At 70.1% G+C, this 11,508-nt stretch carries 13 protein-coding genes; 5 read left to right on the top strand and 8 right to left on the bottom strand.

The window, feature by feature from the left end; translation table 11 throughout:
- Positions 1 to 25: 25 nt before the first annotated feature.
- Genes DIE22_RS26890 through cobU form a run of 4 tightly spaced genes read right to left on the bottom strand, consistent with a single transcriptional unit; the run spans position 26 to position 3,450 of the window.
- Complete coding sequence (locus DIE22_RS26890) at positions 26 to 943, bottom strand: cobalamin-binding protein (RefSeq protein WP_124500419.1); 918 nt, start codon at positions 941 to 943, stop codon at positions 26 to 28.
- On the bottom strand, positions 940 to 1,959 hold the full coding sequence (gene cobD / locus DIE22_RS26885) for a threonine-phosphate decarboxylase CobD (RefSeq protein WP_124500420.1): 1,020 nt from the start codon (positions 1,957 to 1,959) through the stop codon (positions 940 to 942). Before cobD ends, DIE22_RS26890 begins: the two co-directional genes overlap by 4 nt.
- A complete protein-coding gene (gene cbiB / locus DIE22_RS26880) occupies positions 1,952 to 2,896 on the bottom strand; it encodes an adenosylcobinamide-phosphate synthase CbiB (RefSeq protein ID WP_124500421.1) in 945 nt (314 codons plus the stop codon). Before cbiB ends, cobD begins: the two co-directional genes overlap by 8 nt.
- Positions 2,890 to 3,450, bottom strand: coding sequence for a bifunctional adenosylcobinamide kinase/adenosylcobinamide-phosphate guanylyltransferase (cobU, locus tag DIE22_RS26875; RefSeq protein ID WP_124606485.1), 561 nt, complete (start codon positions 3,448 to 3,450; stop codon positions 2,890 to 2,892). The genes cbiB and cobU overlap by 7 nt, the downstream gene beginning before the upstream one ends.
- Positions 3,451 to 3,525: 75 nt before the next feature.
- On the opposite strand from cobU, the gene DIE22_RS26870 reads away from it, so the two are divergent.
- The 4 genes from DIE22_RS26870 (at position 3,526) to DIE22_RS26860 (ending at position 6,616) form a co-directional block, all read left to right on the top strand.
- Positions 3,526 to 5,028, top strand: a complete 1,503-nt coding sequence (locus DIE22_RS26870; protein WP_124606484.1) for a cobyric acid synthase — start codon at positions 3,526 to 3,528, stop codon at positions 5,026 to 5,028.
- 82 nt (positions 5,029 to 5,110) lie between these two features.
- Complete coding sequence (locus DIE22_RS38325; protein ID WP_185640696.1) at positions 5,111 to 5,251, top strand: hypothetical protein; 141 nt, start codon at positions 5,111 to 5,113, stop codon at positions 5,249 to 5,251.
- A gap of 164 nt (positions 5,252 to 5,415) precedes the next feature.
- Positions 5,416 to 5,829, top strand: coding sequence for a DoxX family protein (locus tag DIE22_RS26865; RefSeq protein WP_124500424.1), 414 nt, complete (start codon positions 5,416 to 5,418; stop codon positions 5,827 to 5,829).
- A gap of 127 nt (positions 5,830 to 5,956) precedes the next feature.
- Complete coding sequence (locus DIE22_RS26860; protein ID WP_124500425.1) at positions 5,957 to 6,616, top strand: ParA family protein; 660 nt, start codon at positions 5,957 to 5,959, stop codon at positions 6,614 to 6,616.
- A gap of 190 nt (positions 6,617 to 6,806) precedes the next feature.
- Here the strand turns inward: DIE22_RS26860 and panD are convergent, their stop codons facing one another.
- From panD to DIE22_RS26840, 4 genes are all read right to left on the bottom strand, one after another.
- Positions 6,807 to 7,193, bottom strand: coding sequence for an aspartate 1-decarboxylase (gene panD, locus DIE22_RS26855; RefSeq protein ID WP_006754524.1), 387 nt, complete (start codon positions 7,191 to 7,193; stop codon positions 6,807 to 6,809).
- Between the two features lie 41 nt (positions 7,194 to 7,234).
- Complete coding sequence (gene panC, locus DIE22_RS26850) at positions 7,235 to 8,074, bottom strand: pantoate--beta-alanine ligase (RefSeq protein ID WP_124500426.1); 840 nt, start codon at positions 8,072 to 8,074, stop codon at positions 7,235 to 7,237.
- A gap of 259 nt (positions 8,075 to 8,333) precedes the next feature.
- Positions 8,334 to 9,206 (bottom strand): ScpA family protein, encoded by an 873-nt coding sequence (locus DIE22_RS26845; RefSeq protein ID WP_059450996.1) that lies wholly within the window; start codon positions 9,204 to 9,206, stop codon positions 8,334 to 8,336.
- A 4-nt stretch (positions 9,207 to 9,210) separates the two neighbouring features.
- On the bottom strand, positions 9,211 to 9,399 hold the full coding sequence (locus tag DIE22_RS26840; RefSeq protein ID WP_124500427.1) for a DUF3460 family protein: 189 nt from the start codon (positions 9,397 to 9,399) through the stop codon (positions 9,211 to 9,213).
- 266 nt (positions 9,400 to 9,665) lie between these two features.
- Here DIE22_RS26840 and DIE22_RS26835 point away from each other — a divergent pair, with 266 nt between their 5' ends.
- On the top strand, positions 9,666 to 11,492 hold the full coding sequence (locus DIE22_RS26835) for an autotransporter assembly complex family protein (RefSeq protein ID WP_124606483.1): 1,827 nt from the start codon (positions 9,666 to 9,668) through the stop codon (positions 11,490 to 11,492).
- Positions 11,493 to 11,508: the final 16 nt, after the last annotated feature.

Here is an 11,508-nt window from a genome sequence, read left to right as displayed (position 1 = left end):
CGCGGAAGGGCGCCGAAGCCCGGAATCAGCGTGCCGGCCGTCGCGCCCGCGCCGCGTCGAGGTCCTCGCACAGCGCGGCCGCGCCTTGCGCGATCCGCGGCGACGGACGGGTCAGCAGGTCGCCGTCGATCGCGAACAGGTTGTTGCGCGCCACCGCCGTCAGCGCGGGCCATGCACGCCAGCGCGCGAGGCTCGGCAGCGGCGCGTCCGAGCGCGTCGCGCCGGCGCTCGTTGTCACGATCGCTTCCGGATTGGCCGCGAGCACGGCCTCGTCGGTGACGGTCGGCGCAAGCGGCTTCAGCGCGGCGAACACGTTGCGTCCGCCGCATAGAGCGATGACGTCGTTGAACAGATGCGCGCCGTTGAGCGTCGTCAGCGGCCGGTCCCATACCTGGAAGAACATCGCGACGGGCGGGCGCGTCGCGTAACGCGCGCGCAGCGCCGCGATGTCGCGCGCGAACGATGCCGCGGCCGCGTCGGCGACCGGTTCCGTGCCGAGCAGCGTGCCGAGCCGGCGCAGCGACGTCGCCACGTCGTCGAGATGCTTGGGTTCACTGAAGAACAGCGGGATGTGCAGTGCCCGCAGCGCATCGGTCTGCCGTTCGGCATTGCCGTGCCGCCAGACGACGATCAGGTCCGGCTTCAGCGCGGCGATCCGCTCGAGGTCGAGCGCCTTGTTGTCGCCGACGCGCGGCACGGCCTGCGCGGCGGGCGGGTAGTCGCTGTACGTGACGGTGCCGACCAGCTTCGCGCCGCCGCCGGCCGCGTAGACCAGCTCGGTCGCATGCGGTGCGAGACTGATCACGCGTTGCGCGGGCGCGGGCAGCGTGACGGTATTGCCCGCATCGTCGCGGGTCGTGACCTCGGCGTGAGCGAAAGGCGCGTGCGCGAGCGCGACCAGCGTCGCGAGCAACGGCAGCCGGCGGAACAGGCGGACGTTCATGCCGATGCCCGTTGCAGCGTCGGGACGCACTGCGCGAGCGCGTCGGCAACGCGCTGCCATTCGGCTTCGCTGCCCGGCAGGCCGACCCGTACGCTCGACGGTCGAGCGAAGTGCCGCGTCCAGATTCCGCGCGCGGCGAGCGCCGCATGCAATGCGGCGGCGCGCGGGTCGTCGGTCCAGCTGAAGAGCGGTGTCGCGTGCACCGCGAAGCCGTGCGTGCGCAAGAGCGTGGCGAGTCGTGCGCCGTCGGCCGCGAGCCGATCGCGCGCGGCAGCCTGCCATGCGCGATCGGCGAACGCGGCGGCGACCGCATGACGCGCGGGGCCGCTGACGGTCCATGCGCCGAGCGTGTCGCGCAGTGCGGCAATCAGGTCGGGATGCGCGAGCACGAAGCCCGCGCGAATGCCGGCGAGCCCGAAGAACTTGCCGACCGAGCGCAGCACGACGAGACCCGGACGATCGGTGTACTGCGCGAGCGATGGCGTGGCGCCCGTATCCGCGAAGGCCTCGTCGACGATCAGCGTGCCGCCGCGTGCCGACAACTGCGCGTGCCAGTCGAGCAGCCGTTCGGCCGGCACGCATTCGGCGGTCGGATTATTCGGATTCCCGGCGATGACGTGGCGCAGCGTTGCCGGCAGCACGTCAGCGTCGATGTCGAGCGGCACGACGCGATGGCCGTGGCGCGCGAAGGCAGGCGCGTATTCGCCATACGCGAGCGCCGCGACGCCGGCGTCGCCGGTCGGCAGCAGCGCGGGCAACGCGCGGATCGCGGCCTGGCTGCCGGCGACCGGCAGCACGTGCGCGGCATCGGGCGCGTGATAGTAGCCGGCCGCGCACGCGGCGAGCGCGTCGCCGTCGTCGGGCAGCCGGCGCCATGCATCGGCAGGGACCGGCGGCACCGGATAGCCGACCGGGTTGATGCCGGTCGACAGGTCGAGCCAGGCGTCGTGCGGAATGCCGTGGCGGCGCGCGGCTTCGTGCAGGTTGCCGCCGTGCGGGATGCGTGCGTCAGACATGATGGGTAGCGAGGATGAGTGCGCCGCTCGCGACGAGCAGCGCGAGCCACAGCGCGAGCGTGCGCGTGACGAGCGACAGCGCGGCGACGACGTGCACGGCCGTCGCGGGTGCGCCGGTGCCGAGCGCGGGACGGTCTTCGATTTCGCCGTGATAGACGGCCGGGCCGCCGAGCTGCACGTTCAGGCTGCCGGCGCCCGCGGCCATCACGGGGCCCGCGTTCGGGCTGTCCCAGTGGCGCGCCTGCGTGCGCCAGCAGCGCCATGCGGCGGCCGTGTCGCCGAGCAGCGCGTAGCTCGTGGCGGTGAGGCGCGCGGGAATCCAGTTGAGCGCGTCGTCGAGGCGTGCGGCGGCCCAGCCGAAGGTCAGGAAGCGCGGCGTGCGGTAGCCCCACATCGCGTCGAGCGTGTTCGCGAGCCGGAACAGCAGCGCGCCGGGGCCGCCGGCGACGACGAACCAGAAGAGCGCGCCGAAGATCGCATCGTTGCCGTTCTCGAGCGCCGATTCGACGGCCGCGCGCGACAGCGCGCCTTCGTCGGCTTCGCTCGTGTCGCGCGATACGATCCGCGCGGTCAGCGTGCGTGCGGCGTCGAGGTCGTGCCGCAGCAGCGCGGCGGCGATCGGCGCGACGTGGTCGGCAAGGCTCTTCGCGCCGAGTGCGAACCACAGCAGCGCGACGTGCAGCGCGGCCGCGAGCGGCCAGGGCAGCACGGCCGCGAGCCACGCGGCGACGGCCACCGGCGGCACCACCGCGGCGACCCACGCGGCGACGCCGACCGCGCGGCCGCGCCGTCCCGTGTTCAGTGCGCCTTCGATACGTGCGGCGAGCCGGCCGAACGCGACGAGCGGATGCCAGCCGGCCGGTTCGCCGACGATGCGATCGACGAGCGCGGCCGCGACCGCGAGCATCGCGACGACCGGCAGCGACAGCATCAGCATGACGGCGCCCCCGCCTTGAGCTCGAGCGGCAGCCCGGCCACCAGCAGCGTCACGCGCGTCGCGAGCGCGGCGATGCGCTGGTTCAGGCGTCCGAGCTCGTCGACGTAGCGGCGCGTGACCGACCCGAGCGGCACGACGCCGAGCCCGATTTCGTTGCTGACGACGATCACCTGCGCGCGCGCGCCGCGCAACGCGTGCTCGAGCCGCTCGACCTGCGCCGCGTACTGCGCATCGTCGAGCGGTTCGCCCTCGAGCGGGCACAGCAGGTTCGTGAGCCACAGCGTCAGGCAGTCGACGAGCAGGCACGCGCGCGGATCGTCGAGCCGCGCGAGCGTGCCGGCGAGGTCGACGCTCGCGTCGGCGAAGCCCCAGTCGGCCGGCCGGCGCGCGCGGTGATGCGCGATGCGCCGTTCGAATTCGGCATCGGCGGCGGTCGCCGTCGCGGTCGCGATATAGGTGACGGGGCGGCCGCTGTCGGCGGCGAGCCGCTCGGCGTGCGCGCTCTTGCCCGAGCGCGCGCCGCCGAGGACGAAGGTGAGGTCGTGCGGAATCATCGCGTGATTGTAACGGCGCGGGCGGCCGCACGCGGGCGATAATGCGGCCTTTGCCTCGCCACGACCTTGCATACGATGAACGCACCCGAACCGCAGCCGCGCGGCACGCTGATGATCCAGGGCACCACGTCCGACGCCGGCAAGAGCACGCTCGTCGCGGGCCTGTGCCGCCTTGCGCGCCGCGCGGGCGCGCGCGTCGCGCCGTTCAAGCCGCAGAACATGGCGCTGAACAGCGCGGTGACGGCCGACGGCGGCGAGATCGGCCGCGCGCAGGCGCTGCAGGCGCTTGCCGCGGGCGTGGCGCCCCATACCGATTTCAACCCGGTGCTGCTGAAGCCGACGAGCGATCGCGGCGCACAGGTGATCATTCACGGCAAGGCGCGCATGAACCTCGATGCGCGTGCGTACCACGACTACAAGCCGGTCGCGTTCGACGCGGTGCTCGAATCGTACGCGCGGCTGCGCGCCGGCTACGACACGGTGCTCGTCGAAGGCGCGGGCAGCCCGGCCGAGATCAACCTGCGCGAAGGCGACATCGCGAACATGGGCTTCGCCGAACGCGTGGACTGCCCAGTCGTGCTCGTGGCCGACATCGACCGAGGCGGCGTGTTCGCGCACCTGGTCGGCACGCTCGCGTGCCTGTCGGACAGCGAGCGCGCGCGCGTGCGCGGCTTCGTCATCAACCGCTTTCGCGGCGACCTCAAGCTGCTCGAGCCGGGCCTCGACTGGCTGCGCGCGCAGACGGGCAAGCCGGTATTCGGCGTGCTGCCGTACCTGCACGGGCTGCTGCTCGACGCCGAGGACATGCTGCCGTCGCAGGCGCGCAGCGCCGCCGCGCGCGGCAGCGGCGGCGTGCTGCGCGTGGTGGTGCCCGCGCTGCCGCGCATCAGCAACCACACCGATTTCGATCCGCTGCGCGCGCATCCGCAGGTCGAATTCACGTACTGGAAGAGCGGCCCGGTGCCGGACGCCGACCTGCTGATCCTGCCCGGCTCGAAGAGCGTGCAGCGCGATCTCGCGTGGCTGCGCGACGCGGGCTGGGATGCGGTGATCCGCCGGCACCTGCGCTATGGCGGCAAGGTGATCGGCATCTGCGGCGGGATGCAGATGCTCGGCCGCACGCTGGACGATCCGTTCGGCCTCGAGGGCGCGCCCGGCAGCGTGCCGGGGCTCGGGCTGCTCGACTTCGACACGACGCTGCAGCCGGACAAGACGCTGAAGAACGTGACCGGGCATCTCGCACTGCCCGGCGCGGCCGCCGTGCACGGCTACGAGATCCACATGGGCGACACGCGCGGGCCCGCGCTCGCGGCGCCCGCGCTGGAACTGGCGGCGGGCGACGCACCGGGCGGCGCGCGCACGGACGGCGCGGTGTCGGCCGACGGGCAGATCCTCGCGACCTACGTGCACGGGCTGTTCGACGCGCCCGACGCCTGCGCGGCCCTGCTCGCGTGGGCGGGGCTCGACGGCGCGGAACGCATCGACTATCCGGCGCTGCGCGAGGCGTCGCTGGAGCGGCTGGCCGATTCGTTCGCCGCGCATCTCGACCTGCGCGCGCTCTACGCCGAGTTCCGCTGACGCGCGGCGCGGCCGGTCTGGCATTTTGCGGCGGATCGCGTACAACTCAGGTGGGCGGAGGTCCGCCCGAAGGAGCGCGACGATGAAGGCTCGATGGTGGTTGAGCGTGCTGCTCGCGGTGCTGCTGGGCGCGTCGGCGGCCGCGCACGCGTGCGACTCGTACGCACCGGGCGGCGGCCCGGCCGGCTCGGGCGACGCCGCACAAGGCAAGAGCGGCGGCTGAGGTTCGTATCGGGTACGGGTATCGGGGCATGATCGGTCATGCCCCTTTTTTACGACCCGATTCGTTCTTGTTGGGAATCAGTTAAAGCCTGTTCGCGTGTTTATTGGCCGAATCGATTCGAATAGAGTGCGGTCCATTCTCATCCACTCACGAAGGAATTCGCCATGAACCCCCATCGCCTGAACGATCTCGGCGCGACGCTGCTGCGCGTCGCACTCGGCGTGCTGTACCTCGCGCACGTCGCGCAGAAGGTGTTCGTCTTCACGCTGCCCGGCACCGCCCAGTTCTTCGCGTCGATCGGCCTGCCCGGCTGGCTCGCGTACCTGACGGCCTTCGTCGAACTGGCCGGCGGCCTCGCGCTGCTCACGGGCTTCCGCGTGCGCATCGCCGCGCTCGTGCTGCTGCCGTTCATGCTCGGCGCAGTGTCCGCGCATCTGCCGAACGGCTGGGGCTTCGCGTCGCCGCACGGCGGCTGGGAATATCCGGCGTTCTGGGCCGTCACGCTGGCCGTGCAGGCGCTGCTGGGCGGCGGCGCATTCGCAATCGGCGCACCGCGCGCCGCGACGCGAACCGCATGAACGGGGGCGGGCATCGGCGCAACCCGTTCCGGTGACACCCCGTTTGCCGATATCATCGCTCCCTGTATCCGCAATCGAGCGGCGCCTGCCACGCGGCACGCGCCGCGCGGCCTTTCCGGGGGAATTCATGACGGTCATCGTGGTGGCGAATCCGAAGGGCGGCGTGGGGAAGAGCACGCTGTCCACCAATCTTGCCGGCTACTTCGCGGCGCAGGGCGCATGGGTCGCGCTCGCCGATCTCGACCGGCAGCAGTCCGCGCATGCGTGGCTCGACCTGCGCCCGGCCGGGCTGCCGGCGATCGAGGCGTGGGATCTCGATCCGGACGCGCCGACGAAGCCGCCGCGCGGTCTCGAATATGCGGTGATCGACACGCCGGCCGGCCTGCACGGCAACCGGCTCAACGTCGCGCTGCAGCTCGCCGACAAGGTGATCGTGCCGCTGCAGCCGTCGATGTTCGATATCCTCGCGACCCAGCAGTTTCTGGAACGTCTCGCCGGCGAGAAAGCCGTGCGCAAGGGCAACGTCGAGGTCGGGATCGTCGGGATGCGAGTCGACGCGCGCACGCGCTCGTCCGACCAGCTGCATCGTTTCGTCGAAGGGCTCGGGCTGCCGGTGCTCGGCTACGTGCGCGACACGCAGAACTACGTGCAGATCGCCGCGCACGGCCTGACGCTGTGGGACGTCGCGAAGAGCCGCGTCGACAAGGATCTCGAACAGTGGCGACCGATCGTCGAATGGGCCGAGCGCCGCGCGCCGAAAGCGGAGAAGGTCGCCAAGGCGTCCTGACCCGCGTTGGCCGAACCGGGCCAAGCCGGGCACGGTCGTGCAAGGCAGGGTGAATGACAAAGGGCCTGGTCCGGCATCGCGCCGGATCAGGCCCTTTGTTTTTATACGGCTGCGCGATGCCGGCCGTCACGACGCGCGGGGCGCCGCGACAGCGACCCGGCGTGTCGAGACACGCCGGCGGGCGGCCGCATCAGGTCCAGTTCTGCGTCGGCACGTGATCGCGGTGGCCCTTGATCTTGTTGCCTTCGTCGATGAACACGAGCTTCGGCTTCCAGCCGGCCTGCAGCTCGGCTTCGTCGACCATCGCGAATGCCGCGATGATCACGAGGTCGCCGAGTTGCGCGCGGCGCGCGGCCGAGCCGTTCAGCGAGATCATCCCGCTACCGCGCTCGCCCTTGATCGCGTAGGTCGAGAAGCGCTCGCCGTTGTTGATGTTCCAGATGTCGATCCGTTCGTTTTCGACGAGATTCGCCGCTTCGAGCAGGTCTTCGTCGATCGCGCACGAGCCTTCGTAATGCAGCTCGCAGTGCGTGACGGCCGCGCGGTGGATCTTCGATTTGAGCATATGACGCTGCATGGTATCTCCGTGATGCGTGTGAGGCGAGGGCGGGCAGCCCGTCAGATTTCCAGGTTGTCGATCAGGCGCGTCGCGCCGAGCTTCGCGGCCGCGAGCACGACGAGCGGCTCGCCGGCTTCGAGCTCGGCGGCGCTCGGCGCGATCAGGTTCGCGCGGCGGCGGATCGAGATGTAGTCGGGCGTCCAGCCGCGCTCGGCCAGGTGCGTGCACGCGTGCTGCTCGAGCTTGCCGAGGTCGCGTTCGCCGCCGAGCACGCTGTCGCGCACGCGCTGCAGCGTTTTCGCGAGTTCGGGCGCTTCCTTGCGCTCGTCGGTCGTCAGGTAGCGGTTGCGCGACGACAGCGCGAGGCCGTCCTCGTCGCGCACGGTCTCGGCCGCGATGATCTCGACCGGCAGCGCGAGCTGCTGGCACATCCGGCGCACGATCATCAGCTGCTGGTAATCCTTCTTGCCGAACACCGCGACGCGCGGCTGCACGCAGGACATCAGCTTCGCGACGACCGTGCACACGCCGGCGAAGAAGCCGGGGCGGAATTCGCCCTCGAGAATTCCGCCGAGGTCGTCGGGCGGCAGCACGCGGTACTCCTGCGGCTCCGGATACATGTCGCGCTCGGTCGGCGCGAACAGCACGTAGACGTTTTCCTTCTGCAGCTTCTCGATATCGTCCTGCAGCGTGCGCGGATATTTGTCGAAATCCTCGTTCGGGCCGAATTGCAGCCGGTTGACGAAGATGCTCGCCACGACCGGGTCGCCGTGCTGGCGCGCGAGGCGCATCAGCGACAGGTGACCTTCGTGCAGGTTGCCCATCGTCGGCACGAACGCCGTGCGGTTCTGTCCGCGCAGTTGGTCGCGCAGTTCCTGGATCGAGCTGATGACTTTCATGATCGGGTAGCGGGTTCCTCGCGCATGCGCGCGTTGGCGCCGCAGCAGCGGCGTCGGGGTCGAAGCGGAGAACGCCGGCGCGCGGGCGGCGCATCGGGCGTCGGCGGATTGTAGAGGATTTGGCCGCCGGACGCATCGAAAAAAGAACGATCGTTCACTTTTTAATCCGGCGTGCCGCTGGCGAGCCGCGCGGGCGCGCCCGGCGGCGGAATGCGGTGTGTCGCGGTGTGCGGGAGGGACGCGGGCGCGGCGGCGCGCGTTATGCGGGCAGGTAAGCGAGGCGTACGTAGATCGGCGCGAACGGTTCGGCCTGCGTGATCTCGACGAGCGATTCGCGGGCGAGTTCGAGCATCGCGATGAAGTTCACGACGACGACCGGCACGCCGCGCGACGTGTCGAACAGGTCGGCGAATTCCATGAAGCGCGCGTTTTGCAGCCGGCGCAGGATCAGGCTCATGTGTTCGCGCACCGACAGCTCCTCGCGGGAGATCTTGTGGTGCTGGACGAGCTTCGCGCGCTTGAGCACGTCGGCCCACGCGGCGCGCAGGTCGTCCGAGTTCACGTCGGGGAAGCGCGGCGTGATGCTCTGCTCGATGTAGACCTCGGCGCGCAGGAAGTCGCGGCCGAGCTGCGGCAGCTGGTCGAGGCGTTGCGCGGCGAGTTTCATCTGCTCGTATTCGAGCAGGCGGCGCACGAGTTCCGCGCGCGGATCCTCGGCTTCCTCGCCGGTATCGGCCTTCTTGACCGGCAGCAGCATCCGCGACTTGATCTCGATCAGCATCGCGGCCATCAGCAGGTATTCGGCGGCCAGCTCGAGGTTCGACGTGCGGATCTGGTCGACATAACCGAGATATTGCGCGGTGACCTGCGCCATCGGGATGTCGAGCACGTTGAAGTTCTGCTTGCGGATCAGGTACAGCAGCAGGTCGAGCGGGCCTTCGAACGTCTCGAGGAACACCTCGAGCGCATCGGGCGGGATGTAGAGGTCCTGCGGCAGCTTGAAGAGCGGCTCGCCGTACAGGCGTGCGAACGCCGCGACACCGTCTACCGTGTCGGGCGTCGAATCGGCGCCCGCGGGCGCGGCGATCGCGTCGTCCTGCCGGGCGGCGCTGGCCTCGTCGGCGGCGCTCACGTCGTCAGAAATTCTGGTAGTAGACGTAGGACGTTTGCTTCACGCGCGATTCCTGCTGCTCGGTGCGCTCGTCGAGGTCGATCGGCTGCTTGTCCCACAGCAGGGAGCGGCCCTTGCGCTGCTCTTCCTCGAGCGTCGGCTTCTGTTGCTTGAGCTGGTTCAGGAATTGCGTGACGTCGGACTGATACGGCATGGCTTGGCTTTCCGTTTCGGGCGGCGCACGGTGCGCCGGATTCTCGATGGCGGGATTTTACCGCATCGCGGGGAACAGCCGGCGGCAATCACGCGTCGAATCCGCTGGCCGGGGCACATCCGGCGCCAGAGCGGGTGCCGGCAGGCGGTGCGCCGCGGTCATGTCCGCCCGCGCGCGGTTTACAAACATTAAGCTTCGCGGCCGGCGCCCTGTGGTCAAATACAGGGTTTTCCACGGAACCAAGACAACCGAGGGCGAGGTCATATTTGGCGGGTCAGGCGAACCAGCAAGCACATCCGGCGCATGAGGCCAATCCGCGCGCGGCCCGTGACCCCGGTGATCGCGCACGACGCGGCGCCGGTGCCGCGGCCCGGACCGCCCTCGCGGGCTGTCTCGCCGCGTGCGTCGTGTTGCCGGCCTACGCGAAGTACGACGTCTCCATCGACGCGCCGAGCTCGATCCGCAAGCTCCTCAAGGCCCATCTCGACATCGCGCGCTTCGCGAAGCGCGACGACATCAGCGACGACCAGTTCGACTTCCTCGTGACCGCCACGCCGCAGCAGGTGCGCGACCTGACCGCGACGGCCGGCTATTTCTCGCCGGTCGTGCGCACCGACGTGCGCACGCGCGACGGCAAGCGCGACGTGCGCGTCGCCGTCGATCCGGGGCCGCAGACCGTCGTGTCGACGGTCGACCTGACGTTCAAGGGCCCGGTCGACACCGAGGATCCGAAGCAGGAGGCCGCGACCCGCTTCGCGTTCTCGCTGAAGCCGGGCGACCCGTTCACGCAGTCCGACTGGGACGGCGCGAAGGGGGCGGCGCTCAAGCAATTGCAGTCGCGCCGCTACCTGGGCGCGAAGATCGTGTCGTCGGAGGCGCGCATCGATCCGCGCACGCAGCGCGCGACGCTGGCCGTCGCGTTCGACAGCGGCCCGACGTTTACGATCGGCAAGGTCGACGTCGACGGCGTGCGCCGCTATCCGGAGAAGATCGTCACGAACGTCAATCCGCTGTCCGAAGGCGAGATCTACGACGCGCGGCGGATCACCGAGCTGCAGCGGCAACTGCAGAACACGCCGTACTACGCGAGCGTCGCGATCGACGTCGGCGACGATACGGCCAAGCCCGAGCGCACGCCCGTGCACGTGAAGGTCAGCGAGTTCCCGTACAACAACATTCGCGGCGGCGTCGGCTACGCGACCGATACGGGCCCGCACGTGCAGGGCTCGTACACGTACCTCGACACCTTCGGCGCAGCGTGGCCGCTCACCGTGTCGGGCCGGCTCGACCAGATCCAGCAGTACGGCCAGGTCCAGCTGTCGATGCCGCCCGGCCAGAAAGGGTGGACCAACAGCGTGCTCGCGTCGTACACGAACACCAACGTGTCGGACACGCGCATCTACAGCGCGCGGGTCGGCGTGCAGCGCACGCGCACGGGCCAGTTCATCGACTACGCGTACTCGCTGATGTTCTACCAGGACCGGCTCGACCAGAACAGCGCCGGCCCGACCACGAGCCGCGCGCTCGTGCCGCAGTGGGCATGGACGCGCCGCAATGTCGACGATCCGCTGTTCCCGCGTTCGGGCAACCTGATCCATGCGGAGGCCGGCTTCGCCGTCAAGGGCGTGCTGACCGACCAGACCTTCATCCGCGGCTACGCGCGCGGCCAGCAGTACGTGCCGGTCGGCAAGCGCGACCTGTTCGTGTTCCGCGCGGAGCTCGGCGGCGTGTTCACGAGCGGCAGCTCGACCGGCGTGCCGGCATCGCTGCTGTTCCGCGCGGGCGGCTCGAACTCCGTGCGCGGCTACGGTTACCAGAGCATCGGCAACAGCGTCGGCGGCTCCGTGCTGCCGACCAAATACCTGATGACGGGCACCGCCGAATACCAGCACTGGTTCAACCGCGACTGGGGCGCCGCAACCTTCTTCGACATCGGCACCGCGACCGATGCGTGGGGCGAGAAGGTGTTCTATCCGGGCGTGGGCATCGGCGCGCGCTGGCGCAGCCCCGTCGGCCCGATCAACGTCGACGTCGCGTACGGGCTGCGCAACCACAGCGTGCGCCCGTACCTGACGCTCGGCATCGCTTTCTGACCTTATTGCACGATCC

The sequence above is a fragment of the Burkholderia sp. Bp9142 genome, assembly GCF_003853415.1.
In the GTDB taxonomy this organism is placed as follows: Bacteria; Pseudomonadota; Gammaproteobacteria; order Burkholderiales; family Burkholderiaceae; genus Burkholderia.
Note: the sequence above shows the minus strand (reverse complement) of the source record. Positions and strands in the feature narration are given on the sequence as shown.

Excerpts from the sequence above, each read along its gene's own strand:
- cbiB (WP_124500421.1), bottom strand. The coding sequence starts at position 2,896 with ATGCTGATGCTGTCGCTGCCGGTCGTCGCGATGCTCGCGGTCGCGGCC.
- DIE22_RS26870 (WP_124606484.1), top strand. The coding sequence starts at position 3,526 with ATGAACGCACCCGAACCGCAGCCGCGCGGCACGCTGATGATCCAGGGC.
- DIE22_RS38325 (WP_185640696.1), top strand. The coding sequence starts at position 5,111 with ATGAAGGCTCGATGGTGGTTGAGCGTGCTGCTCGCGGTGCTGCTGGGC.
- panC (WP_124500426.1), bottom strand. The coding sequence starts at position 8,074 with ATGAAAGTCATCAGCTCGATCCAGGAACTGCGCGACCAACTGCGCGGA.
- DIE22_RS26890 (WP_124500419.1), bottom strand. The coding sequence starts at position 943 with ATGAACGTCCGCCTGTTCCGCCGGCTGCCGTTGCTCGCGACGCTGGTC.
- panD (WP_006754524.1), bottom strand. The coding sequence starts at position 7,193 with ATGCAGCGTCATATGCTCAAATCGAAGATCCACCGCGCGGCCGTCACG.
- cobU (WP_124606485.1), bottom strand. The coding sequence starts at position 3,450 with ATGATTCCGCACGACCTCACCTTCGTCCTCGGCGGCGCGCGCTCGGGC.
- DIE22_RS26865 (WP_124500424.1), top strand. The coding sequence starts at position 5,416 with ATGAACCCCCATCGCCTGAACGATCTCGGCGCGACGCTGCTGCGCGTC.
- DIE22_RS26860 (WP_124500425.1), top strand. The coding sequence starts at position 5,957 with ATGACGGTCATCGTGGTGGCGAATCCGAAGGGCGGCGTGGGGAAGAGC.
- cobD (WP_124500420.1), bottom strand. The coding sequence starts at position 1,959 with ATGTCTGACGCACGCATCCCGCACGGCGGCAACCTGCACGAAGCCGCG.
- DIE22_RS26840 (WP_124500427.1), bottom strand. The coding sequence starts at position 9,399 with ATGCCGTATCAGTCCGACGTCACGCAATTCCTGAACCAGCTCAAGCAA.